The sequence below is a fragment of the Kitasatospora sp. NPDC127121 genome (genome assembly GCF_042677305.1).
In the GTDB taxonomy this organism is placed as follows: domain Bacteria; phylum Actinomycetota; class Actinomycetes; order Streptomycetales; family Streptomycetaceae; genus Kitasatospora.
Genome location: NZ_JBHXTQ010000019.1, coordinates 33,527 through 55,554, shown reverse-complemented (window position 1 = coordinate 55,554; position 22,028 = coordinate 33,527). Strand labels below are relative to the sequence as shown.

At 71.2% G+C, this 22,028-nt stretch carries 25 protein-coding genes and 1 pseudogene; 14 read left to right on the top strand and 12 right to left on the bottom strand.

All coding sequences use genetic code 11. The annotated features are described in order from the left end of the window. Positions 1-144 precede the first annotated feature (144 nt). The 5 genes from ACFVHI_RS12875 to ACFVHI_RS12855 form a co-directional block, all read right to left on the bottom strand. Positions 145-1,071 carry a hypothetical protein gene (locus ACFVHI_RS12875; RefSeq protein ID WP_380338535.1) on the bottom strand — a complete coding sequence of 309 codons (927 nt, stop codon included), beginning with the start codon at positions 1,069-1,071 and terminating at the stop codon, positions 145-147. Positions 1,072-1,432: 361 nt separating this feature from the next. Beyond that, complete coding sequence (locus ACFVHI_RS12870; RefSeq protein WP_244293826.1) at positions 1,433-2,077, bottom strand: restriction endonuclease; 645 nt, start codon at positions 2,075-2,077, stop codon at positions 1,433-1,435. A 202-nt stretch (positions 2,078-2,279) separates the two neighbouring features. Next, complete coding sequence (locus tag ACFVHI_RS12865) at positions 2,280-2,636, bottom strand: arsenate reductase ArsC (protein WP_380338633.1); 357 nt, start codon at positions 2,634-2,636, stop codon at positions 2,280-2,282. Between the two features lie 52 nt (positions 2,637-2,688). After that, positions 2,689-3,693, bottom strand: coding sequence for an ACR3 family arsenite efflux transporter (gene arsB, locus ACFVHI_RS12860; protein WP_380338630.1), 1,005 nt, complete (start codon positions 3,691-3,693; stop codon positions 2,689-2,691). 119 nt (positions 3,694-3,812) lie between these two features. Continuing rightward, complete coding sequence (locus ACFVHI_RS12855; protein ID WP_380338532.1) at positions 3,813-4,211, bottom strand: ArsR/SmtB family transcription factor; 399 nt, start codon at positions 4,209-4,211, stop codon at positions 3,813-3,815. Positions 4,212-4,291: 80 nt separating this feature from the next. Here ACFVHI_RS12855 and ACFVHI_RS12850 point away from each other — a divergent pair, with 80 nt between their 5' ends. After that, entirely contained in the window at positions 4,292-4,750 is a 459-nt protein-coding gene (locus ACFVHI_RS12850) for an ArsI/CadI family heavy metal resistance metalloenzyme (RefSeq protein WP_380338529.1), read from the top strand. 312 nt (positions 4,751-5,062) lie between these two features. Beyond that, entirely contained in the window at positions 5,063-5,515 is a 453-nt protein-coding gene (locus ACFVHI_RS12845; protein WP_380338526.1) for a hypothetical protein, read from the top strand. A gap of 403 nt (positions 5,516-5,918) precedes the next feature. On the opposite strand, the gene ACFVHI_RS12840 is transcribed toward ACFVHI_RS12845, so the two are convergent. After that, positions 5,919-7,268, bottom strand: a complete 1,350-nt coding sequence (locus ACFVHI_RS12840; RefSeq protein WP_380338523.1) for an LGFP repeat-containing protein — start codon at positions 7,266-7,268, stop codon at positions 5,919-5,921. A 209-nt stretch (positions 7,269-7,477) separates the two neighbouring features. Here ACFVHI_RS12840 and ACFVHI_RS12835 point away from each other — a divergent pair, with 209 nt between their 5' ends. From ACFVHI_RS12835 to ACFVHI_RS12820, 4 genes are all read left to right on the top strand, one after another. Then, positions 7,478-7,867 carry a hypothetical protein gene (locus ACFVHI_RS12835; protein ID WP_380338520.1) on the top strand — a complete coding sequence of 130 codons (390 nt, stop codon included), beginning with the start codon at positions 7,478-7,480 and terminating at the stop codon, positions 7,865-7,867. Between the two features lie 47 nt (positions 7,868-7,914). After that, on the top strand, positions 7,915-8,349 hold the full coding sequence (locus ACFVHI_RS12830) for a hypothetical protein (protein ID WP_380338517.1): 435 nt from the start codon (positions 7,915-7,917) through the stop codon (positions 8,347-8,349). A gap of 171 nt (positions 8,350-8,520) precedes the next feature. Beyond that, a complete protein-coding gene (locus ACFVHI_RS12825) occupies positions 8,521-9,123 on the top strand; it encodes a hypothetical protein (protein WP_380338514.1) in 603 nt (200 codons plus the stop codon). A 382-nt stretch (positions 9,124-9,505) separates the two neighbouring features. Then, positions 9,506-10,489, top strand: coding sequence for an alpha/beta fold hydrolase (locus tag ACFVHI_RS12820; protein ID WP_380338511.1), 984 nt, complete (start codon positions 9,506-9,508; stop codon positions 10,487-10,489). An 84-nt stretch (positions 10,490-10,573) separates the two neighbouring features. On the opposite strand, the gene ACFVHI_RS12815 is transcribed toward ACFVHI_RS12820, so the two are convergent. Together ACFVHI_RS12815 and ACFVHI_RS12810 are read right to left on the bottom strand one after the other, a co-directional pair. Further along, positions 10,574-11,320 (bottom strand): SDR family NAD(P)-dependent oxidoreductase, encoded by a 747-nt coding sequence (locus ACFVHI_RS12815; RefSeq protein WP_380338508.1) that lies wholly within the window; start codon positions 11,318-11,320, stop codon positions 10,574-10,576. Between the two features lie 117 nt (positions 11,321-11,437). Further along, on the bottom strand, positions 11,438-11,743 hold the full coding sequence (locus ACFVHI_RS12810) for a GNAT family N-acetyltransferase (RefSeq protein ID WP_063352507.1): 306 nt from the start codon (positions 11,741-11,743) through the stop codon (positions 11,438-11,440). Positions 11,744-11,942: 199 nt separating this feature from the next. Between ACFVHI_RS12810 and ACFVHI_RS12805 the strand changes: the two genes are divergently transcribed. After that, on the top strand, positions 11,943-12,713 hold the full coding sequence (locus tag ACFVHI_RS12805; RefSeq protein ID WP_380338505.1) for a maleylpyruvate isomerase N-terminal domain-containing protein: 771 nt from the start codon (positions 11,943-11,945) through the stop codon (positions 12,711-12,713). A gap of 4 nt (positions 12,714-12,717) precedes the next feature. On the opposite strand, the gene ACFVHI_RS12800 is transcribed toward ACFVHI_RS12805, so the two are convergent. Further along, on the bottom strand, positions 12,718-13,794 hold the full coding sequence (locus ACFVHI_RS12800) for a mechanosensitive ion channel family protein (protein WP_380338502.1): 1,077 nt from the start codon (positions 13,792-13,794) through the stop codon (positions 12,718-12,720). 298 nt (positions 13,795-14,092) lie between these two features. Between ACFVHI_RS12800 and ACFVHI_RS12795 the strand changes: the two genes are divergently transcribed. Together ACFVHI_RS12795 and ACFVHI_RS12790 are read left to right on the top strand one after the other, a co-directional pair. Beyond that, positions 14,093-14,545, top strand: a complete 453-nt coding sequence (locus ACFVHI_RS12795; RefSeq protein ID WP_380338499.1) for an SRPBCC family protein — start codon at positions 14,093-14,095, stop codon at positions 14,543-14,545. Positions 14,546-14,674: 129 nt separating this feature from the next. Next, entirely contained in the window at positions 14,675-15,043 is a 369-nt protein-coding gene (locus ACFVHI_RS12790) for a hypothetical protein (RefSeq protein WP_063352503.1), read from the top strand. Positions 15,044-15,329: 286 nt separating this feature from the next. Here ACFVHI_RS12790 and ACFVHI_RS12785 read toward each other — a convergent pair whose 3' ends face one another. Continuing rightward, complete coding sequence (locus ACFVHI_RS12785; protein ID WP_363377016.1) at positions 15,330-15,803, bottom strand: nucleoside deaminase; 474 nt, start codon at positions 15,801-15,803, stop codon at positions 15,330-15,332. Positions 15,804-15,985: 182 nt separating this feature from the next. Further along, the gene (locus ACFVHI_RS12780; RefSeq protein WP_380338495.1) at positions 15,986-16,384 is read right to left on the bottom strand and encodes a VOC family protein; all 399 of its coding nucleotides are present in this window, start codon (positions 16,382-16,384) and stop codon (positions 15,986-15,988) included. Positions 16,385-16,480: 96 nt separating this feature from the next. Here ACFVHI_RS12780 and ACFVHI_RS12775 point away from each other — a divergent pair, with 96 nt between their 5' ends. Together ACFVHI_RS12775 and ACFVHI_RS12770 are read left to right on the top strand one after the other, a co-directional pair. Next, positions 16,481-17,548 (top strand): helix-turn-helix transcriptional regulator, encoded by a 1,068-nt coding sequence (locus tag ACFVHI_RS12775; RefSeq protein WP_380338492.1) that lies wholly within the window; start codon positions 16,481-16,483, stop codon positions 17,546-17,548. 118 nt (positions 17,549-17,666) lie between these two features. Continuing rightward, positions 17,667-18,581 (top strand): NAD(P)H-binding protein, encoded by a 915-nt coding sequence (locus tag ACFVHI_RS12770; protein ID WP_380338490.1) that lies wholly within the window; start codon positions 17,667-17,669, stop codon positions 18,579-18,581. 27 nt (positions 18,582-18,608) lie between these two features. Here ACFVHI_RS12770 and ACFVHI_RS12765 read toward each other — a convergent pair whose 3' ends face one another. Continuing rightward, positions 18,609-19,595 (bottom strand): LuxR C-terminal-related transcriptional regulator, encoded by a 987-nt coding sequence (locus ACFVHI_RS12765; protein ID WP_380338488.1) that lies wholly within the window; start codon positions 19,593-19,595, stop codon positions 18,609-18,611. Between the two features lie 293 nt (positions 19,596-19,888). On the opposite strand from ACFVHI_RS12765, the gene ACFVHI_RS12760 reads away from it, so the two are divergent. The 3 genes and pseudogenes from ACFVHI_RS12760 to ACFVHI_RS12750 form a co-directional block, all read left to right on the top strand. Beyond that, positions 19,889-20,146, top strand: coding sequence for a hypothetical protein (locus ACFVHI_RS12760; protein WP_380338485.1), 258 nt, complete (start codon positions 19,889-19,891; stop codon positions 20,144-20,146). Between the two features lie 5 nt (positions 20,147-20,151). Next, a complete protein-coding gene (locus ACFVHI_RS12755) occupies positions 20,152-20,427 on the top strand; it encodes a hypothetical protein (protein WP_363377010.1) in 276 nt (91 codons plus the stop codon). Between the two features lie 35 nt (positions 20,428-20,462). Continuing rightward, positions 20,463-22,028: pseudogene (locus tag ACFVHI_RS12750) on the top strand (hypothetical protein); the annotation flags it as partial.

The window sequence follows — 22,028 nt, the reverse complement described above, 5'->3', positions numbered from 1 at the left end:
CTGCTACAAGGACGGTACCGGCGCACGGTGGACGTTCACAGGTGGCCTCGGCACGGTATGAACAGCTGCGAGTCGCTCATTTGAAGTGTTCTGGGGCCGGCGCTGGGCTGCGGCCGCGCGCCTGAACTCGGCGCTGGGGAAGGGCTATCCGACAGTGGCCAGTCTCCCCAGGTTCATGCCGGCGGTCTTCGCGGCCCGCAGGGCCGTCCTGGCGCAGGCCACACCGCGGCGGGTGGCCGCCTCGCCCCCACCGACGGCGAGCGTTCGTGCACCGAGGCCTGCGCATGTGCGGCAGATGCCGGGGTGGGGGACTGGGTCGTGGCATTTGGTGCACTCGGTGTAGCGGGTTGCTGTGGGTCGTTCGGCGGGTTGGTCGGGTGGCATCTTGTGCTGCAGGCGGTAGCGGAGTACGGCGGTTGCCGAGTGCATCGGGGTGGGCAGGCCCGGCAGCAGGGCTTGGGCGAGGTCGGCGGCTGTGCTGCCGCGTTCGAGCCATTGGGCGACCAGGGGTGCGAGTTCGTGTGCTTCGGCCTCGCCCAGGTGTAGGCGTGGTTCGGGGCGGATGACTCGGAACAGGGTGGCGACCGCGTCGCGGAGTTGTTCGTCCGGCGCGTCGTCTTCGGCGGCTTCCTCCCGTACTTCCGTCCCTGGGGTGGTGACGGGCTTTCGGGACTGCCGGGAGGGGTGGGTGGGTTCTTTCGCCGGGTTCTTTACCAGGGCGTCAGTGCCGCCGGTGGTCGCTTCACCGGGCGCCGGGCGGGTGGCACCCGGCGGCATCGGCTGTGGGGTGTCGTAGACGTGGGTCTCGGTGATGATCGTGCCGTCGGGCATGCGGATCTTCTCGACCCGGTAGAAGCCCGCCTCGGTCAGTTCCTTCAGCGCCTTGCGGATGGCGCCGCGCCCCTGGGGGCTGGTGTCGGCCATGTGCCGGCCGTCCTCGCGCCAGCCGTCCGGGCGGGAGAGGAGATCGGCGAGCAGACCGCGAGCGGTGTAGGACAGCCGCCGGTACTGCAGCATGGTGTTGGGCAGCACGGTGAAATCGCGCACGTGGGCGCTACGATGGACACGCATCGGGAGGTTTGGTCTCCTGTTGCCGGACCCCGGAGCGTTGGCGCGCTGCCGGGGTCGCCTATTTGTGGTTAGGGCACGGAACGTAGCACGCACACCGATCGAAGGTCGACACGGTCGGCGAGCGCTCACGTTCACACGTCAGTCGGTCAAGAACGGCCTCTCCCCGATCGCTGATTGGCAGTCAAATTCTCCGAGGCTGCCGACAGAAAGCGATGGCCTGCACCGCGTGGTGCAGGCCATCGCCCACATGCACAACCCCGGCCCGAACCGCATGAACCAACAGGTCAGAGCACACACCGATCTGCCCTCCGGCCTTCTGTAAAAAGCTTCAGGGCCGGTGCGGGCCCGGGGGTTCGGGCGGTCAGGCCCAGGGGGGTTTGCCGGTTCCCTCGGCCCACAGGGCCAGTGCCCGGCGGTCGATGGCGTGGATGCCGACGTTCGCGCAGAACGCGGCGGCGGCCTTGGTGAACGAGCTGGTCGTCACCACGGCCGCCAGGTCGCAGCGGTGGACGTCGCGGTAGGTGCCGTTGACCTTCTGGACGTCCTGGGAGCCGACGGAGGTCCGTGGCCCGTACCGCTTGGCCTGGATGAGGAGCCGCTGTCCGGACGGGGTGGTGGCCAGGACGTCCGCCGCGAGGTCGCCGGCCCCGCCGACCACCGTCACCTTCGTGCACCCGTCCCGCCTGCACAGGTCCGCCAGCGCGTGCTCGAACGCCTTCGGACTCATGGTCAGGAACGGGCCGATGTGCCGCAGCTGCGCCGTACGCGCAGCCAGCTCCCGCCGTCGGGCCAGCTGCCGCAGGCGCAGCACGACGGCGCACACCACCAGGCCGACGGCCAGCAGCGCGGCGACCAGGAGCAGGTGGTGGGCCAGCCACGTCAGCACGAACGACACCACGGCGACCGCGACCAGCGCCGCGATGCCCAGCGTCAGCGCGTTGTCCCGGGCCTGTTGTGCGCGGCGGGCGGCAGTGGACCGGCGTCGTCGTACGGGCCTACGGGCCACGGCGTTCCCCCCCCTCGGACCATGGTGTGGACGCGAGCGTAGAAGCAGTCGCCGCCCGGCCGCCGACGGTCCCGGCGAATTCGGACGGCTGTGGGCCCGAGTTGTCCGGATCTCGGTGGCCGGTGGCCGGTGGCTGGCGGCCGAACGCCCGGTGTCGGGGTGCGCCCGGCGTGTAGGGCTGCCCCGGGCTACCGATGGGCTCTCACGCGCTGGGCTGGATGCCGAGGTCGGTGAGCAGGCCGCGGATCCGGGTTTCGATCTGGTCGCGGATCGGGCGGACGGCATTCACACCCTGGCCGGCCGGGTCGTCCAGCTTCCAGTCGAGGTAGCGCTTGCCTGGGAAGTACGGGCAGGCGTCGCCGCAGCCCATGGTGATCACCACGTCGGAGGCCTGCACGGCCTCGGCGGTGAGGACCTTCGGAACCTCGGCGGAGAGGTCGATGCCGACCTCGGCCATGGCCTCGACCACGGCGGGGTTCACGGTGTCGGCGGGGGCGGAGCCGGCGGAACGGACCTCGACCCGGCTGCCTCCGAGGTGGGTGAGGAAGGCGGCGGCCATCTGGGAGCGTCCGGCGTTGTGGACGCAGACGAAGAGCACGGACGGCTTGGGCTCAGGCACGGGCGGAACCTCCGGGAGCGGCGGGCTGGGGGAACAGGCGGCGGGCGGCGAGGGCGACGTGGACGAGGCCAATGAGGACGGGCACCTCGATGAGAGGGCCGACGACTCCGGCGAGGGCCTGGCCGCTGGTGGCGCCGAAGGTGGCGATGGCGACGGCGATGGCCAGTTCGAAGTTGTTGCCCGCGGCGGTGAACGCGAGTGTGGTGGCCCGCGGATGGTCCAGGCCCACCGCGCGGCCGAGGAACAAGGAACCGGTCCACATGAGCGCGAAGTAGACCAGCAGGGGCAGCGCGATCCGGGCGACGTCCCACGGCCGGGAGGTGACGGCCTCGCCCTGGAGGGCGAACAGGATGACGATCGTGAACAGCAGTCCGTACAGGGCGAAGGGGCCGATGCGCGGGAGGAGCGTGCCCTCGTACCAGGTGCGGCCCTTGGCCTTCTCGCCCAGGCGGCGGGTGAGGTAGCCGGCGGCGAGGGGGATGCCGAGGAAGATCAGCACGCTGCGGGCGATCTCCCACACCGACACGTCGAGGGCGGTCTGTTCCAGGCCGAGCCAGCCGGGCAGGACGGACAGGTAGAACCAGCCCAGCGCACCGAAGGTGACGACCTGGAAGACGGAGTTGAGGGCGACGAGGACGGCGGCGGCCTCCCGGTCGCCGCAGGCCAGATCGTTCCAGATGATCACCATGGCGATGCAGCGGGCGAGGCCGACGATGATCAGCCCGGTGCGGTACTCCGGCAGGTCGGGCAGGAGAAGCCAGGCGAGGGCGAACATCAGCGCCGGGCCGACGATCCAGTTCAGCAGCAGGGAGGGGACGAGGAGGCGGCGGTCGCGGGTGACGGTGTCGAGGCGGTCGTAGCGGACCTTGGCGAGCACCGGGTACATCATCACCAGCAGGCCGAGCGCGATCGGCAGCGAGACGCCGGAGACGGTCACCTTCGCCAGTGCACCCCCGAGGCCGGGCACCAGGCGGCCCAGCCCGATGCCGAGGCCCATCGCGGCCAGGATCCACAGGGCGAGGTAGCGGTCCGTGAACGACAGCCGGGCCGCCACCGGAGCGTTCGGCGTGGTCGGTGCGGCTGGTGCGTTCGGCGTGTTCGGCGCGTTTTGGGTGCTCACGAGGTGGCCCCGGCGGGTGCGGGCAGGGGCTCGGCCGCCGGGCGGGTCAGGATGCCGGCGAGGCGGTCGGTCATCTCGGGGACCAGCCGGTAGTACACCCAGGTGCCCCGGCGCTCGCAGTCGATCAGCCCGGCCTGCCGCAGCAGCTTCAGGTGGTGGGAGATCGTCGGCTGGGACAGGTCGAAGGCCGGGGTCAGGTCACACACGCACACCTCGCCCCCGGCCCGGGAGGCGATCATCGACAGCAGCCGCAGCCGCACCGGATCGCCCAGCGCCTTGAACACCCGCGCCAGTTCCACGGCCTGGTCCTCGTCCAGCGGGGCGGTCAGCAGCCCGGGGTAGCATCCGTCCGCGTCGTCGTCCTGGCCGAGCACCCGAAGTTTCTGATTCGACATACGTCTATGTTGACGAACTTCGATCCAGAGCGCAAGGTTGCATTGACAGACATCAATCCAGCCTGTTGGGGAGAACCGCCATGTCCCGCGTCCAGCTCGCCCTGCGCGTCGCCGACCTCGAAGCCTCCATCGCCTTCTACTCCAAGCTCTTCAACGCCGAACCCGCCAAGCGCCGCCCCGGCTACGCCAACTTCGCCATCGCCGAGCCCCCGCTCAAGCTCGTCCTCATCGAAGGCGAGGCCGGCGAGGACACCCGCATCGACCATCTCGGCGTCGAAGTCGCCACCGCCGACCAGGTCACCGCGGCCACCGCCCGCCTCAAGGACTCCGGCCTCGCCACCTTCGAGGAGAACGACACCTCCTGCTGCTACGCCCTCCAGGACAAGGTCTGGGTCACCGGCCCCGGCAAGGAGCCCTGGGAGGTCTACGTCGTCAAGGCCGACGCCGACACCCTCGGCAAGAGCGCCGACGCCGCACCGCAGGGCTGTTGCACCGGTACCGAGGAGGCGGCTGCCGCAGACTGCGCCTGCGGCAGCTGACGACGCATCCGGACGTCCAGCCGGTCGGGCGGTCGGGCGGTCGGGCGGTCGGTGCGGTGGGGGAATCCGTGGCGGTGGCGGCGGAGGTGACAGTCAGGGCGGCGTCGACGAACCGTAGGGTTGTCATGAATCCGGCGCTGGCGCCGATGAGTTGGGCGGTGGGAGGAGAACGAGTCGCATGCGGCCGGCCGTGACGCGTGGTGCCCCTTTCTTCCTGCCGGGGAGGGAGGCGCACCGCCGTGCTTCCGCCGGCGCTTCCCGATTGTCCAACCCGCTCGGCCTGCCAGGGCCAGCTGTCTCGGAGTGGATCAGATGAGGGTTCTTCGCTGGGTACTCGCCGTGGCCGCCGCCGTACTGGTGCTGGCTGCGACGGCCTTCGTCGTCAGCGCCTTCAACGACCGGTCCGCGGCCGGGGACCGTCGCGTCCGGGCGCAGGCCGAGGCCGGGGCGGATGCCCATCGGTACGCGGCCGGGCTGGTACCGGCCTTCACCGCCGGGCCGCAGACGGCCATGTCGCTGGAGGCGCTCGCGGCGCGCACCGCGGTGCACGTCGTCACGCTGGGCAGGGACGGGGGCTCCGTCGTGGTGGGCGTGATGGCTGACGTGGTGTACCCGACGGGGTGGGGGGCCTCCGAAGTCGGGAGCGCCTGCCTCCGAGTCGTCCTCGCCCGCGTCGGCGAATTGGTCACCGAACGGGCATCCGACATCCCGTGCTCGGAGCTTCCCCCCGGCGGGTCCCTCACCGAGGCCTTCATCGTGCGCTGACCGAGGCCTGCCGGCCCCCGTCCGGGCAGGCCGGGCTCGGGTGTCGGCAGGGTGGGGCGGCATCGAGGCGCGGTATCGAGGCGCGGTATCGAGGCTGCCTGGTGTCCTGTCGCACCGGACCTTGAGCGGTCTCATCTCACCGTGAGCGCTCATCGGGGTGGCCGAGAACGCGAGAAGGCCCGACCGGTGCGGCGCTTTCCAGGGGGCCTCACTACTCGTGAAGTTCCGGCCAGTGGGACAACATGTCTCACCGGCCGGAACTTCACGAGTACAGGGCCTCCAAGGCGACGAGTCCCTCGCCCGGCCGCCTCCGCAGCGCCGGAATCGGCGCCCACTCCGCCAGGCCGTACGTCGTGCCGGTGGACTGAGCGGGAGACCGGACGGACCGGCCCTGCCGCGTTGATCAGTTGCAGGTCATGTTGACGGGTGCGTGGTCCGGGTCGTTCCGGTGGCACAGGTGCTGCGGGGCCTTCAGGTCCGTGATGGAACCCTGCCACACGGCGCCCTGCCACAGGGCCTGCGGGGAACCGGAGTTCTCCAGCAGGCGGGGGTAGCGCAGGACCTCCCAGGACGGGTACTTGTCCTTGTTCGTGTCGACGTCGAAGCCGGTGAAGTTCTTGTTCTTGTCGTCGTAGCGATGCGGGTAGATGTGGAACGTCGCGTTGATCCGGCCGAGGTCCGCGTACTGCGAGCCCGGGACGTCCACGAACGAGTTGACCGCCGACACGTCCACCCGGATGCCGCCGTCACCGTAGGGCTCCGCCCAGTACTCGTTCTGCGGGGTCCGGTCGTCCTGGACCACCTTGGCGTGCTCCGTGCGCACCAGAGGCTTGGCATTGCGGCACGTCAGATCCCCGACGCAGGACTGGTCGACGTAGATCCCGACCTGGCCCGTGGCGGTGTCCCAGGCGATGGCCACCTTGGAGCTGGCTTCGGGTTCGGTGCTCCACAGGCGGTGGTTGCCCAGGGAGTGGTTGATCGGGTTGCCGTCGTCGCCGATGTAGCCGCGCACAACGACGACGCCCCGGTCGGGGCCCTTGGGCAGCAGCGTGGCGCTCTCCTTCAGATCGCCCGGGGCCGGGCTGCCCTGGAAGAACTGGGCGTTCGCGCGGGGGATCAGCGGGTTCGCGGTCTCGTTCGGCGACCACCGGATGGGGCCGTGCTCGAACATCTGGGTGACGCCCTCCTGCTGGAGTTCGTCGGTGACGGGGTAGCCGTACACCCCGCCTTCCCAGCCCGCCTGTCCCCAGCGCTGGCCGATGAGGCCCCAGACGGGGTGGACGCCGTTGGAGCGCGTGGGATGCCAGTAGAGCGAGCCGCCCTGGAACACCTGGCGCTTCCCGGCCCCGTCAGGGAGGGAGAGTTCGTCGCTGGTGGGGTAGCCGAGGGAGCCCTTCTCCCAGCCCATGGCGGCCCACTTGTCGCGGATGAGGCCCCAGATGGCGTGGGCGTCGGTGGAGGGGCTCCAGTAGATCGAGCCGCCGTCGAACTCACTGAACCGGCCCACCCCGTCGGGAGCGGTCTGCTCGTTGTCCTTGGGGCAGCCGAGCGTGGTCCGGTACTCCCGGTACTTTTCCAGGATGCGGCCCTGGACCGTCTTGCCACAGATCTGCTCCGGGTCCTGCCCGGCGGCGGAGGCCGTCGCCGGGAGGAGGGTGGAGCCGGCGAGAAGGGCGGTGAGCAGGAGCGAGATCTTCGCTCCCCGTCGGCGGGTTCGTCCGCGGGGCGTTGAGTGTTCGCTGATGATGTCCACCGAATGATTCTCGCGTGCATGTCAACGGGCGGACAGTGTCCGGCGAGCCAAGGAGTGGGCAGGTCTGCGACAGAAGCACACAGGTAGGCCCGGTCGAGAGGTTCGCCGCGAAGGGGCACCGGTCGGTACTGTTTTCGGTGTTCGAATGTCATGTGAATTGGTCGATCAGGCATTCGATGGAGGATCGTGTGACGAGGGGACGGCGCGTCTTGTTCGGCGTGCTGGGTGGGGTTCTCGGTGTTCTCGGCGTGGGCGTGGTCGTGTGGCTGACGTTCCGGCCTTCCTGGTCTGAGGTGTCCGACCCGGTCGGACGGTGGAGCGGCGGTACGGCGGTGCTCGAGTTCCTCCCGGACGGGCGGATCGGGTCCGCGACGGTGCCGGCCTACGTGTGCGACAGCGGGGCGGCCGATCCGGCACAGCCGACGGAACTGGAGGGGAGTTGGAAGAAGTCCTATCTCGACGACGCCGGTCGGGGGGTGTATGTGACGGCGACCCGTAAGGACGGGGGAGGCAACTGCAGGATCTGGCTGACGGCCATGACCAACGAGAAGGACCTGTGGCTGCTGGCGAGCAAGGGGTTCGTCATGGAGAAGGGCTGAGGTGCCGCGGTGACTTCGAGTACGACGGCGTGGAGCGAGGAGGAGCTGTGGCTGGTCGATGGACGTACCTGAAGTCCCGGGAGGGCGCTGTCCTGTTGGCGGGTGTCCTGCTGATCGCGGGGCTGACGGGGTATCTGAAGATCCGGTCGGGCGGGCCGGATCCGAAGGACTATGTGGGGCGTTGGGTGTCGCGGGACGAGGTGATCGAGTTGCGGGAGGGGGGCCGGCTCGGCGAGGTGCGGCTCGACGGGTACTTCTGCGCGAAGGATCCCGTCGGGCAGGGTGCGGCGTTGGGGGAGTACCAGGGGAGTTGGCGGGCGGGGAGTGTGGACGACGCGGGGTCGGGGGTCTTCGTGGTGCTGCGGGACTACTACTCCGGGGGTGACTGCGAGATCTATCTGCAGGAGGAGCGAGAGGGGGCGGTGGCCAGCCTGGGCGGCCAGCCGCGGGGGAGCGCGCAGCGGGTCTTCTCCAGGGGGTAGGGGCGTCGGAGAACGATTGCACTCATGACCGGGTGGTCGTCCACGACGGCCCGGCCGGTTGGGGACGTCGACGAACCGGCGGCGATGTCACGGTAGAACCCCATACCCTGACAGTGCCCGGGCGGAGAGAAACAGCGGCACACCGCACCGCTCAGTGTGATCATCGTAGTCATGACCGGACCGAAGACCACAGCACGGCAACTGGAGCGAACCGTCGCCTCACTGCGCGGCCTGCTCATCGACCAGGTCGACTACGTCGTGCCGACCGGTGGGCCCGACGGGCTTGAGCCCGCGGAATGGGACCTGCGCCAGGGGCACGAGCCGACCTTCGGCTGCCAGTTCACCACGCACCTCGGCGTGGTGTTCACGCTGATCTGGAACGACAGCTTCGACGGCTATGGCATCGAAGTATTCGACCAGCCGATCGAGACGTTCCCGACCAGGCCCGGCAATTCCGGCTTCCCCGCGCTCATACCGGTCACCGACCACCCGCGCTGGTCCGGCCTGCTCCACCGCGAGATACTCCACACCGAGCTGGCCTGGGTCGAATGGGGTTCCGGAGGCGCCACCCCCGTCTGGATCCGGCTCGACTTCGCGCCCGTCCGCCATGACCAGGGCGATCCCCACCGGTCGGACTCGGTCTGGCTCGTCGCAGGACGTTGGGCGCAAGGGCGATTCACCATCCCCGCCGACGATCTGACCGTCATGTTCGACGAATCCGAGGCAGTACGGGCCAATCTCGTACGTCCACGCCCGGCCAGCATGAATCGGTGACCCGCAGCACGGACCTGTGCCATCTCGGCGCCACCTTGCACACCTTCGCGAGAACATGTGCGCTGTGCCGAACGACTCGTTGGGTTTGATGCCGCTGCGGCCGCCCGGCACTGGGCGTTTGCGTACGGAACACCTGGAACGGGCAGTTGAGCGCGCTGCTCGCGAGGGCGTAGCGGTGTGGCCATCGGTGTGACCGATCGGAGCATTGTCACGGGCGGGCCGCGGGTTGCTTTGCTGAAATGGCAACAGGCCTCGCCCTCCGCGGTACGCGCGCAGCATGATCGGCACTGCATCGGCATCACGCCGCCGAACAGCGGGTCGTCGAATGTCGGTTCGCCGAACCGAACTTGGCGTACGCCGGATCGAGATCCCAGGAGGACACATGTCACCGTCGCGGACCACGGGCCCCACTCACCGGCTGGTCCCCTCGCCTGCCGGCCGGATCCACCTGGTGGAGCAGGGTGCCGGGCCGCTGGTCCTGCTGCTGCACGGGTTCCCGGAGTCCTGGTACTCCTGGCGCCACCAGTTGCCGGTGCTGGCCGCTGCCGGATACCGCGCGGTCGCCATCGATGTCCGCGGGTACGGGCGCTCCTCCAGGCCCGAGGAGGTGACCGCGTACCGGATGTTCGACCTGGTCGAGGACAACGTCGCGGTGGTGCACGCCCTGGGTGAACGGTCCGCGGTGATCGTCGGCCACGACTGGGGCTCAACCATCGCCGCCAACTCCGCCCTGATCCGACCGGACGTCTTCCGTGCCGTGGGGCTGCTGAGCGTTCCCTACCTCCCGAGGGGCGGCCCGAGGCCCAGCGAGGCCTTCGCGCAACTGTGCGGCGACGAGGAGTTCTACGTCTCCTACTTCCAGAAGCCGGGCCGGGCCGAGGCCGAGATCGAACCGGACGTGCGCGGCTGGCTCGCGGGCTTCTACGCCGCGTTGTCCGCCGACACCATGCCGGCGGCCGGCGCACCCGACCCGCACTTCGTCAGCCGTGGCGGGACACTTCGCGACCGGTTCCCCGCCGGACGGCGGCCCGCCTGGCTCAGCGTGGAGGAACTCGACATCTACACCGGAGAGTTCGAGCGAACCGGCATGAGCGGAGCGCTGGGCCGCTACCGGAACATGGACCGGGACTGGGAGGACCTCGCCGACTTCGAGGGTGCCCCCGTCACCCAGCCGTCCCTGTTCATCGGCGGAAGCCGGGACGCCTCCACCACCTGGCTGGCCGACGCGATCGCGGCCTACCCCGCGACCCTGCCCGGCCTGCTCTCCAGCCACATCCTCGACGGCTGCGGGCACTGGGTCCAGCAGGAACGCCCCACCGAGGTCAACCGGATCCTGACCGATTGGCTCGCGGTCCTCCCCTCCTGAGCGGGGGAGCAGGGTGCTGCGCGGGCTCGACGGTCGGGTCGAACCCGCGGCCCATCAGCGCCGTGGTGTTCCGGAGCGTCGCGCTCACCAGGCCACGGTTCGGCCGAGGTAGTCGACGTAGTGCAGGCCCGGGCTGCTCCGGAGGGCGTCGAGCGTCCTGACCACGTTCGGGATGCTCTCGTCGATGCCGAGCAGGGCGTCCGAGCCGCCCATGTCGGTGCGCACCCAGCCGGGGGCCATCAGGACCAGGGGCCGGGGCTCGCCGCTGTGTCGGGCCGCGTAGCTGCGCATGAACGTGTTGAGCGCGGCCTTGCTGCCGCGGTACACCTCGTGGCCGCCGCGCTCGTTGTTGGCCACGCTGCCCTGGCCCGAGGACATCACCGCGATCGTGCCCGCTGGCTCGACGAGGTCCTGGAGGGCCTCGATGACGCGCAGCGGGCTCAGCGCGTTGGTGACCATGACCCGGACGAACTCCTCGGTGGAGGTCTGCGCCACCGTGCCCTCGGGCTGGTTCGTGACGCCGGCGTTCACGAAGAGCAGGTCGAACGTCCGGCCGGCCAGGCGACCGCTCAGCGCCGCGACCTGCTCGGGCTCGGTGATGTCGACGGTCTCGATCTCGACCTGCCCGGCGTGGGCGTCGGCATCGGCGAGCTCGTGCAGGCCGGTCCGGCCCGAGCCGCGCACGGTGGCCACGACCTGCCAGCCGGCCCGCGCCCATTCCTGGGCGAGCGCGAGGCCGAGGCCCCGGGACGCGCCGATCAGGAGCACGCGCCTGCCGGGGGCCGGGGCCGGGGACGGCGCGGAGTGGCTTTCCGAGGTGTTCGTCGACATGACAGCGATTGTGCGAGGCATCACTGCGCCCGGCAAGCCGCCTCCCCGGTAGGGAAGTTGGCAATCCGGGGCCGGGTGGCCTCCCGCTTGTCGCCGTGGCGCCGGCCGACGTGCGGCTCAGAGGCCGAAGCGGGCGCGGTGGGAGGCGGGGACCAGGTCGGTGTACTCGGGGTGCTTGGTGATCCAGCCGCGGATGAAGGGGCAGTAGGGGAGTACGGCGAGTGCCTGCTCGCGGGCCGTGTCCAGTGCCGCGCGTGCCAGGCGGCCGGCCAGGCCGCGGCCCTCGAAGCGGGGGTCGATCTCGGTGTGGATGAAGGCGATCTCGTCGCCGGAGCGGTGGTACTCGGCGAAGCCGGCGAGTTCTCCGCCGTCCTGGATCTCGAAGCGCGACTTCTCGGTGTTGTCGGTGACGAGCTGGTCCATGGTTCCTCCGCAAGGTGGGGGCGGCCTGGGAGGGCCGGTGGCGGGTGGCGCGACATCGCCACTGTAGTTGAAGAATCAACATTTGTCGTCCGGTCACCGATGAGGGCTCACGGCCCGCCGGTCCGGCCGGTGACCATCCGGCAGCCGAACTGTCGGGCGGCGGGTTTGCCCGGCGCGGCTGCCGGGATACCCATGGCGCATGATTCCCGCCGCGGTCAGTGACGTCCTGCCGGAACTCGTCCCGTTCGTGCGGGCGGTCCAGGAACGCAGGCCCGACGACGGGACGTGGTGCGAGGCGTGGACGGTGCGGGACGTCCTCGCCCACCAGACCGGCAACGCCGAGGAACTCGCCCGCGTCCTGCGCGCCTTCCACGCGGGCGAGCCCGTGGAGACCCGCGGCTTCGATCGGGAGGAGCCGTACCGGCGGATGTCCGACGCACAGCTGTGGGAGGCCTTCGCCGCCCGCTGTGCCGAACTGGCCGAGGTCGCCGTGGCCGCGGAGAGCGACCTGCCCCCGGACACCGAGGTGCGGTGGACCGGCCGGACCGTGACGGTGCCGTTCTTCGCCGAGCACCTGCGCGAGGAGCTGATCCTCCATCGGTGGGACCTCACCGGCGACGACCGTACGGCCCGGGAGGCGCTCGCCGAGCCGTGGATGACGTCGCACAGCGTGCGGCTGGTCGGCCGGCCGCTGCTGGCCCGGGGCGTGGCGGGCCTCGACCTCGGGCCCAGGGGGCGCGTCGAGGCCCGCCTGCGCGCGCCCGGGACCGACGACGTCCTGGTGACTGCGGACGCTGGTGGCGCGTCCATTACCCTGGCCCCGCCCGAGGGCCCGGCCACCATCGAGAGCGACGCCGCGGTGCGCGTCCTGCTGTTGTGGGGGCGGCGTCCGGCGGACCCGGGCCGCTGGCACAGCACGGCCGGTCCGGAGGAGCTGCGACGGGTGCGTGCTCTGCTGAGCGGCTACTGAGGGGCTACTGAGCGGGTGGCAGGTAGGGGGCGCGCGGGGTGTCCGGCTCGGTCCGGGGCGCCGGGGTGACGGACACCCGGGGGAGCGCCTCGGGGTGGTGTTCGCAGATGTGCGTCACCAGGTGCTCGCGGAGCTGGCAGCGGAGGGAGAACGCGTCGTCGGCGTTGGCGGCGGTCGCCAGGAGCCGGACCACGATGGTGGTGGGCGTGGTGTCGACGACCTGTAGGGCGCTGCCCTGGCCGTCCCAGAGGGGGCTGTCGGCGAGGAACGCGTCGAACTCCTTGCGCAGCAGGGGGACCGGGGCCCGGTGGTCGAGGTGGAGGAAGGCGGTGCCGGTGATCCGGCTGGAGCGGCGCGACCAGTTCTCGAACGGGCGGCCTGCGAAGTAGGACATCGGCATCACCAGGCGGCGCTGGTCCCAGGTGGCGATCACCACCGCGGTGAGGGTGATCTCCTCCACGGTGCCCCACTCGCCGGACACCACGACCACGTCGCCGATCCGGACCAGGTCGCCGAAGGCCAGCTGCACCCCGGCGAAGAGGTTGGCCAGCACGCTCTGCGCGGCGATGCCCGCAACCACACCGACCAGGCCCGCCGAGGCGAGCAGACTGGTCCCGATGCCGCGTACGGAGGGGAAGGTCATCAGCATCGCGCCCAGGGCAGCGATCGCGATGATCGCCTGGCAGATCCGGCCGAGCAGACCCGCCTGGGTGCGGGCGCGGCCGGCCGAGGAGGGGTCGCGGCGGTGGACGGCGAGGCGGACGGCGCCTTCGACGACGAGCCCGACCGCCCGGGCGCCGAGCCATCCACCGGAGGCGATCGCCAGCAGGACCAGGAGGTGGTGCAGCTGCTCCCGGGTCTCCGGCGAACCACCGACCCACGGCTGGACGGCGAGGGACAGGGAGGTGGCGAGCACGGTGACCAGGGGACGCCGGCAGCTGCGCAGCATCCCCGGCATGACGCTGCCGGGCCGGTGCGGGGCGAATCTGCGGACCAGCCGTTCGGCGGTCCGGTCCAGGACGTAGGTGGTCAGGGCCACCCCCGTACCTGCCAGGAGCAGACGGAACAGGCTCCACCACACGCTCGCTCTCCTCCCGCGACGGCCGCAGCGCGGCGCTGTTGGCCGGCCTTCCCCGGGCCCGCTTCCCGGACCCCGTTTTCCCGTTCGGCGGGATTCACACCTGCCGGAGGTGAGGTGAGGGTCCGGCAACGGCGATGGGCCGTTCGGGTGAGGGGGATGAGGCGGGGGAGATGGGTGAGGAGGACGGGCCGAAGGTCCGCGTCGAGGGTTCAGGCGGGGTGCATATCGGCCCGGGAACGGGGCAGCCGGGGCTTGAAGGCCCGCCGGCCGGGCGGGCACCGACATGTCAGGAGGAGCGATGCACCGGATCGAGGAGTCCGTCGAGGTGGCGGCGCCGCTCGGCACGGTCTACGAGAGCTGGGTCAGGTGTGAGGAGTTCCCGCAGTTCATGCGGGGTGTGGTCAGGGTCGACCGGTCGGGCCAGGACACCAGCTGGGTGGTCCGGACCGCCGCCGGCCCGCGCGAGTTCAGGGCCGTGACCACGGAGCTGGTGGAGAACGACCGCGTGGCGTGGGACAGCGGCCCTGGCCCGGTGCGGCACCAGGGTGTGGTCACCTTCCACGCCGTGGGCGACGCCGCCACCCGGGTGATGTTCCAGCTGGAGGTCGAACCGCACGGGCTCTGGGAGCACCTCGCGGAGGCGCTCGGGTTCGTCGACCGGCGGGTGATCGACGACCTGACCGACTTCAAGCGTCACGTCGAGGAGGGCGGCGGGCCGGTCGAGGCCATGGTCGACGACACGGCGGCATGAACCTCCGGATCGGGGGCAGCCGAAGCGTACCGACAGCCCGATCGGACAGACCGATCAGGCAGTCAGACCTGACAGCCAAACCTGACAGCCGGACCCGACAGCCAGACCCGACGACGGAAGGAGACGGTCGTGAGTGATCGCGTCAACATCTGGGAGTTCCGGGATACCGCCGGTCACACGGCGGGCACCGACCTCATCGGCTTCCACGTCGAGGCCACCGACGGAGCGATCGGCAAGATCGACAAGCTGTCCGAGGCCGTCGGCGCCCAGCACCTGGTCGTCGACACCGGTCCGTGGATCCTCGGCAGGCGGGTGCTCCTGCCCGCCGGCACCGTGATCCGGATCGAGATCGGCGAGCAGAAGGTGTACGTCGACCGGTCCAAGGACGACATCAGGAACGGTCCCGGCCTCGACGACGGCGCGGCCGACGTGTCGGCCGACGTCCGCGACCGCTACGGGCTCTACTACGACCCGTTCTACGGCGGTCGGATCTTCTGACGAAAGGGAGCAGCAGTCATGCCGTACGGTTCCACGCAGCTCCAGCCTCAGCCGCAGTCCCAGTCCGTCGGACCCGTCAGTCCGCCCCTGGTGCCGGACCCTCCGCTGCCGCCCGGTGTGCCCGAGCCGCCGCCGGATCCGGTGCTCCCGGGCCCCGCTACGCCGTCACCCGCGCCGCCTGGGCCTGAGCCCGAGCCTGAGCCCGGCGTGCCCCGCCCGCCCGAGCCGCCGGACTGAGCAGCCCTGAGCAGCCCGACCGAGGAGTCCCAAGAGGCGGGCCGGAGCGTTACCCCCAGTACCCCGTGTGCACCGCGGAGGCCTCCTCGAAGAGGTGCGGGCCGGACGCCTCCACGGTGCTGCCGCCGGCGGCGAAGACCTGGCGGCACGGCAGGTCGAGCACCGGTTCCTCCGGGTCCACCCCGGCGATGGCGTTCAGCTCCGCCCCGGCGAGCGCGTAGACGACCTTGCGGATGCCGCTCCAGTAGATCGCCCCGGCGCACATCGCGCACGGTTCGGTACTCGTGTACAGGACGGCGTCGACGAGCTGCGTCGGGGCCAGGGTGCGCGAGGCCTCCCGCACCAGATTGGTCTCCGCGTGGGCGGTGACGTCGCGGTCGGTGAGCACCGAGTTCTCGGCCGTGAGCAGGACGTTCCCGGCGGGGTCGGTCAGCAGCGCTCCGAAGGGGTGGTTGCCGTGCGCCCGGGCGTCGGCCGCGATCTCGATGGCCGCGAGCAGGTGCTCGCGGGTGCGGTCGGTCATGACGTGCTCCTCAGGGGATCGGCGGTGGGGCGGGCCCATGGTGTCGCGGTCGTGCGGGGTGGTGGTTCCAGGTTGCCGCACCCGCCCTCCGCCCGCGACCACCCCCGGCGGCGGCCCGGGCCCGCGGGCCGGTGCGGAGCCCGCCGCCGGGACCGGCTCCCGCCCGGGCGGCCGGGCTGTCGTCAGTGGGCGAACTTCTCGACGGCCGCCGGTGTGACGGGGGTGAAGAAGTTGACGAGGTTGCCGTCGGGGTCACGGAACAGGAGCGACCGGTTGCCCCAGGGCATCGTGGTGGGCTCGGTCACGAAGTCGGTGACGAAGCCGGTCAGGTTCCGGTACACGTCGTCCACGTCGGCGACGAGGAATTCGAAGATCACGCTGTTGTTGTCGGCCGGACGGGCGGAGCCGGGCGCGAACAGTGCCACCGTCCGGGTGCTGCCGATCGCGAGGGTCCCGCCGGCGGTCCGCAGTTCGGCGAAGTCCTCGGTGGACCAGTGCGCCTGTACCCCGGTGGCCCGCTCGTAGAAGCCGACGAGGCGTGCGATGTCGCCCGTGATGATCCGGATCGAAACGAAGTCCATGGTGCGCTCTCCTCAGGTCGGTGAAGCTGTTGCACCCCGGACGGTAGAGGAAATAGTGGACAGAATCGGTCCGGTATCAGCGCTAGGCTCGTGGACATGGGCCGACCTACCAGCCGCGTGCTCACCCTCCTGGAACTCCTGCAGTCGGGCGGCATCAGGACAGTGGCCGAACTCGCCGACCGGCTCGGCGTCGACGGGCGCACCGTGCGGCGGTACGTGGACCACCTGGTCGACCTCGACATCCCCGTCGAGGCGGTCCGCGGCCGCTACGGCGGGTACCGGCTCGCCCCCGGGTACCGCCTGCCTCCGCTCATGCTCAACGACGACGAGGCGCTCGCCGTGCTGCTCGGCCTCGTCGTCGGCCGCAGGGCGGGGCTGCTGACGGCGACCGGGACGCCGGGCGGGACCGGGACCGCGACTGGGACCGCGACCGGAACGGCGGGCGAGACGGCGGCGGCCAAGATCCGCCGGGTACTGCCCGAGCGCCTCGCCCGTCGGCTCGACGCCGTCCTGGAATCCCTCGCCTTCACGGCCGAGCCAGGCGAGGCGGCCACCCCGGAGACGGGCGTCCTGCTCGCCGTCGCCGACGCGGTGCGCCACCGCCGCCCGCTCTCGATCAGGTACACCGCCCGGGACGGCCGGCGGAGCGAACGCACGCTGCACCCGTACGGGATCGTCACCCACGCGGGGCGGTGGTACGTCACGGGCACCGATCCCGAGGTCGATCCCGAGATCGGCCAGGACCGGACCTTCCGGCTCGATCGCATCGCGGACGCGCGGCCCCTGCCGGGCTCGTTCGAGCCGCCCGCCGGGCTTGATCCGGCCCGGCGCGTCCTGTCCGGGCTCGCCAAGGCCGCGTACCGGTACGAGGTGACCCTGCGGATCCACGGGACGGTCGAGCAGATCCGCGCCCGGCTCCCCGCCAGCGTCGCGAGCATCGAGGAGCCCGTAGCCAAGGAAGGAACGGATCCGCACACCGAGCCGTGGCTGCACGTCGAACTGCGGGCGGAGCGGCTCGACTGGTTGCCCCCCGTACTCGCCTCGCTCGACCGGCCGTTCGTCATCGAGCGACCGGACGAACTCCGCGGCCTCGTCATCGCGCTCGCCGACCGGCTCGCCGCCTCCGCCCGCCAGGCCTGCGACCCGGACCGGACCGGACACTGAGGGGTCCCGCCCTGGCCTCACGGAAGCCGATGCGCCCGAGGACCCGCGGAACCTTCCCGGCGCGGGAGCGTTGGCAGTGCACCGGAGGTCCCGGTCAGGTAGGTAGGAGGAAGTCGCCGTGCTCGTAGAACCTGTCCTTGTCACCGGCGCCGGCGGAGGGGTCGGCGGAGTCGGACGCAGGATCCTGGAGCGGTTGCGGGCGCGGAACGTGCCCGTCAGGGCTCTCGTGCACCACGACGACGAGCGGGCCTCGGATCTGAGGACGATGGGCGGCGTGGAGGTGCTGGTCGGTGACCTCACCCGTGGTGCGGACGTGGTCGAGGCGCTGGCCGGCTGCCGCCGGGCCTACTTCGGGATGAGCGTGTCGTCCGCCTACCTGGAGGCCGCGGCGACGGTGGCGGCCGCCGCCCGGGAGAGCGCCGGCCTGGAACTGCTGGTCAGCATCTCGCAGATGACCGTCTCGCAGATGGACCTCACCAGCGACGCCGAGTCCCGGCAGCAGCGGCTGCACTACCTCGCCGAACACGTCCTCGACTGGTCCGGGGCGCCGGTCGTCCACGTCCGGCCCACCGTGTTCATGGAGAATCCGCTCTTCACCGAGGTGGCGGCCGCTTCGATCCGGCGGGACGGCACGATCCGCCTCCCCTTCGGCTCGGCTCGGACCTCACCGGTCGCGGCCGCCGACGTGGCCGAGGTCGTCACCGCACTCCTGCTCGATCCTGCTCCCCGGGCCCGCCGCGTCTACGAGCTGACCGGGGCTCGATCCCGCGACATGACGGCCATCGCGGCCGAGTTCTCCGCCGCCCTGGGCCGCGACGTGACGTACGTCGACGTGCCCTACCAGGAGTGGCTGGAGCACGACCTCAAGAGCCAGGGCCTGCCGGACCACGTGTTCGACCACATCGCCACGATGGCCAGGCTGCACGGCGAGAACCGGTACGACCGGGCGACGGACGACGTCGCCGACCTTCTCGGTCGCCCCCCGCGGGGGTTCGACACCGTGATCAAGAACCTGCTCACCCGGCAGCCGTAGTCGGCCGGGTGCCGGGGGAGCGGTCGCTCAGAGCCAGCCGCGCTGCGCCGCCTTGAGGCCGGCCTCGAAGCGGCTCGACGCGTCGAGGCGTTCCATCAGCCCGGCCATCTGGCGGCGGACGCTGCGTGCCGACAGGCCCAGGCTCCGGCCGGCGGTCTCGTCGGTGAGGCCGGACGCGAGCAGCCGCAGGAGTTCCTGCTCGGTGGCGCTGAGGCCGGTCCCGGTGTCCTTGCGCCGGTCGGCGCCGAGCGGGACGGCGGCCTGCCAGGTCCGCTCGAAGAGGGCGACCAGGGAGGCGACGATCCCGGGCTCGCGCGTGCACAGGGCGCCGAGCCGGGTGTGGGCCGGGTCGATCGGGACCACGGCGACCTGGCGGTCGAAGATGAGCATCCGGGGCGGCAGCGTCGGGCAGGTGCGGACCAGCCCGCTCTCCTCGGTCATCCAGCGGGCGTAGGCGAGCGTCGCCGGATCGTGCCGCACGCTGTCCTGGTAGAGCGTCAGCAGCGCCACCCCGCGCCGCATGGCCGCCTCGTCCAGCGGCCGGGAGGCGTCCAGGCTGGCCTGGGACTGCGCTCCGCCGGGCATCACGGACAGGCACTCCCCGGTGACCTCCTGGGCGAGGATCTCCAGCTTGGCCTGGATCGCGTCCAGGCCCACCAGGCGCTCGGCGGTCTCGGCCGGGGTGTTCGGCCGCAGGTCGGCGTACTCGGCGATCGCCCGGGCGGCCGCGGCCTTGCCGATCTCCAGCTCCTGCTGGCGGCGCAGCAGTTCCTGCTCCTGGCGGTGCAGGATCAGCTCCAGGCCGAGCGCCGGGCTCACCGGCAGCAGAACCCCGGGCGCCTCCCGGGAGGCGCGGAGCAGCTGTAGATCGGCCAGCCGGTCGAGGGCCTCCCGTACGGCGGGCTCGGGCAGGCCCAGCTGGTCGCACAACTCCCTGACGCCGCCCTGCGGATCGGCGAGCATGGCCCGGTAGACGTCCTCCGAGACACGGTCCAACCCCAGCATGTCCAGCATGCGCGCAGCCCCCCGGTGCGACGTCGAACGTGCCGTGCCGCCGTGCGACACATCGGGATCATCCCAGCCCGGCTTCGACTCCACAAGCAGCCCTGCCCCGGACGGGGCCCGGCAGGGCGTCGGGTCCTGAAGCGGCCAGGCCGGTTGCTGACGGGGCTCTCGCCTTCCGGGGCGCGGGCGGTGCCAGCAGGATGGTGGTCACCGGGAGGGCGGCGGGGCAACCGCCGCACAGCCTCCCGAACATCTGATTGTCGATCAGATCTCCTGCCACTCAAGCCGCCTGGGGTGCCGCCATGTCCAAGACCGCCCGCCTGCTCGCCACCGCCGTCGCAGCCGTCGCCCTGTCGGGGATCCTGGCGCCCGCGGCCTCCGCCACCGCCGCGACCACGGCGCCGGCGGGCATCGGCTGGGACGGTCCCACCGTCGTCCCCGCGGTCGTGGCGGGCGGGGCCGCGGACGGCATCGGCTGGGATGGCATCGGCTGGGACGGCTCCACCGTCGTGCCGCCGGTTGCGGCCGGCCCGTCCGCCAGCGGCATCGGCTGGGACTGATCGCGGTGCTCGCCGTCCGGGCCACCGTCGTGGACATCAGCGGTGCGCCCACCACGACCGCCGAGGCGCGGATCGTCGAGGACATCCTGTGGGCGCACGCCACCCCGGAGCACGGGCTCGAACACGTCCGCGCCGTACCGGACCGGGACGGCATCGCCCTGGTGCTCTTCGTCCGCGCGGACGGCCCGGCCACCGCGCACGCCCTCGCCGAGAACCTGCTGGCCCGGGCCCTCACCGCAGCAACGGCCGGCCGGTACGCCGCCGCCGTCCACCCGCACTGACCATCGCTCGCCTACCCATGTCCAAGGGGACCCCCATGCCCAGCACGCCCCGTCCTGCCCGTGCCCTGCGCCGCGTCTGCGTGCTTGCCGCGACCGCCGTGGCCGCCGGTCTTCTCACGGCCTCCCCCGCCTCCGCGGACGGCACCTACTACCCGGACGGCAACAAGGCGCCGACCTCCACCGGCACCCTCGGCACCGGTGTCGGGAACAAGCTCACCGGCGCCCAGATGGTCCAGCGCGCCCGGGACTGGGTCGCCCACGGGGTCACCTACAACGAGGGTCAGTCGTTCTCCGACAGCGCGGTCGGCGGCCCGTACCGCACCGACTGCGGCGGCCTCGTCGACATGGCCTGGCAACTCCCCGGCAGCCCGCCGGTCACGTACCCTGCACCCGGTATCGACGACCCGAAGTACAGTACCAAGCTCGGCAGTTGGTCCCAGCTCCAGCCCGGCGACGCCCTCGCCGTCGCCGGCAAGCACATCAACCTGTTCGCAGGCTGGACCAACCAGGCCGCCGGCGACTTCACGTACATCGCCGAGGACAACGGCAGCGTCCCGACCAAGGAGTACTCGGCCAACACCCACTGGTCCTCGATCGACGGCTACCCCACCTCCTCCTTCGAGCTGCTGCGCTCCAAGAACCTCGCTCCCGCCATCCCCGCCGACTTCAACGTCCTGCTGTGGGGCTTCAATTCGGGCCAGACCGTGTCCGGCACGCTGAACCTCACGGCACACCCGACGCAGAGCGGCGTCATCAACTGGCTCGACTACGTGGTCACCGGCCCGAACGGCTACTACAACCGCTTCCGCGCCACCAGCGGCGGCGCCACCAACTACCAAGTCCCCTTCGACACCGCTCCCTTGGCGGCGGGCACGTTCAACATCTCGATGATCGCCAACGAGATCGACGGCCAGGAGCACACCTACCAGGGCGGCGTCTTCACCATCGCGCCGCAGGCCCCGGACGCCCGGGGCACCGCCGACTCGACGGTGCTCACCAGCAACGGCACCATCGCCCTGTACCGGGTCGGTGCGGACGGCAACGTGTACGGCACCAACCAGAACACCCCCGGCGGTCCTTTCGTTCCGTGGGCGCAGCTTTCGACGGGTGGTGGGTTCGTCGGCAAGCCGGCCGCGCTCCAGACACCCAGTGGCCTCATGGTGGTCTACGCCCGGACTGCGGCCGGCACCATTCAGGGCACGAACCAGAGCACGCCGGGTGGTCCGTTCGGGTCGTGGGTCACGGTTGCTGATGCGGGTGATCCGACGGGTGTGGCGAGTGACCCGAGTGTGGTGTTCACTCAGTCCGGCACCATCGCGGTCTATGTGACGTCCGTCAGCGGCAATGTCGTCGGTGCCAGTCAGGGCACGCCGGGTGGTCCTTTCTCTCCCTGGCAGCAGCTTTCGACGGGTGGTGGGTTCGTCGGCAAGCCGGCTGCGCTTCAGGTGCCCAACGGCACGATGGTGCTCTACGCCCGGATTACGGGCGGCACCATCCAGGGCAGCAACCAGAGCACGCCGGGTGGTCCGTTCGGGTCGTGGGTCACGGTTGCTGATGCGGGTGATCCGACGGGTGTGGCGAGTGACCCGAGTGTGGTGTTC

Excerpts from the sequence above, each read along its gene's own strand:
- ACFVHI_RS12875 (WP_380338535.1), bottom strand. The coding sequence starts at position 1,071 with ATGCGTGTCCATCGTAGCGCCCACGTGCGCGATTTCACCGTGCTGCCC.
- ACFVHI_RS12865 (WP_380338633.1), bottom strand. The coding sequence starts at position 2,636 with ATGGCCGCCGCCTTCCTCACCCACCTCGGAGGCAGCCGGGTCGAGGTC.
- arsB (WP_380338630.1), bottom strand. The coding sequence starts at position 3,693 with ATGGGCCTCGGCATCGGGCTGGGCCGCCTGGTGCCCGGCCTCGGGGGT.
- ACFVHI_RS12855 (WP_380338532.1), bottom strand. The coding sequence starts at position 4,211 with ATGTCGAATCAGAAACTTCGGGTGCTCGGCCAGGACGACGACGCGGAC.
- ACFVHI_RS12850 (WP_380338529.1), top strand. The coding sequence starts at position 4,292 with ATGTCCCGCGTCCAGCTCGCCCTGCGCGTCGCCGACCTCGAAGCCTCC.
- ACFVHI_RS12845 (WP_380338526.1), top strand. The coding sequence starts at position 5,063 with ATGAGGGTTCTTCGCTGGGTACTCGCCGTGGCCGCCGCCGTACTGGTG.
- ACFVHI_RS12825 (WP_380338514.1), top strand. The coding sequence starts at position 8,521 with ATGACCGGACCGAAGACCACAGCACGGCAACTGGAGCGAACCGTCGCC.
- ACFVHI_RS12820 (WP_380338511.1), top strand. The coding sequence starts at position 9,506 with ATGTCACCGTCGCGGACCACGGGCCCCACTCACCGGCTGGTCCCCTCG.
- ACFVHI_RS12815 (WP_380338508.1), bottom strand. The coding sequence starts at position 11,320 with ATGTCGACGAACACCTCGGAAAGCCACTCCGCGCCGTCCCCGGCCCCG.
- ACFVHI_RS12810 (WP_063352507.1), bottom strand. The coding sequence starts at position 11,743 with ATGGACCAGCTCGTCACCGACAACACCGAGAAGTCGCGCTTCGAGATC.
- ACFVHI_RS12805 (WP_380338505.1), top strand. The coding sequence starts at position 11,943 with ATGATTCCCGCCGCGGTCAGTGACGTCCTGCCGGAACTCGTCCCGTTC.
- ACFVHI_RS12795 (WP_380338499.1), top strand. The coding sequence starts at position 14,093 with ATGCACCGGATCGAGGAGTCCGTCGAGGTGGCGGCGCCGCTCGGCACG.
- ACFVHI_RS12785 (WP_363377016.1), bottom strand. The coding sequence starts at position 15,803 with ATGACCGACCGCACCCGCGAGCACCTGCTCGCGGCCATCGAGATCGCG.
- ACFVHI_RS12780 (WP_380338495.1), bottom strand. The coding sequence starts at position 16,384 with ATGGACTTCGTTTCGATCCGGATCATCACGGGCGACATCGCACGCCTC.
- ACFVHI_RS12775 (WP_380338492.1), top strand. The coding sequence starts at position 16,481 with ATGGGCCGACCTACCAGCCGCGTGCTCACCCTCCTGGAACTCCTGCAG.
- ACFVHI_RS12765 (WP_380338488.1), bottom strand. The coding sequence starts at position 19,595 with ATGCTGGACATGCTGGGGTTGGACCGTGTCTCGGAGGACGTCTACCGG.
- ACFVHI_RS12760 (WP_380338485.1), top strand. The coding sequence starts at position 19,889 with ATGTCCAAGACCGCCCGCCTGCTCGCCACCGCCGTCGCAGCCGTCGCC.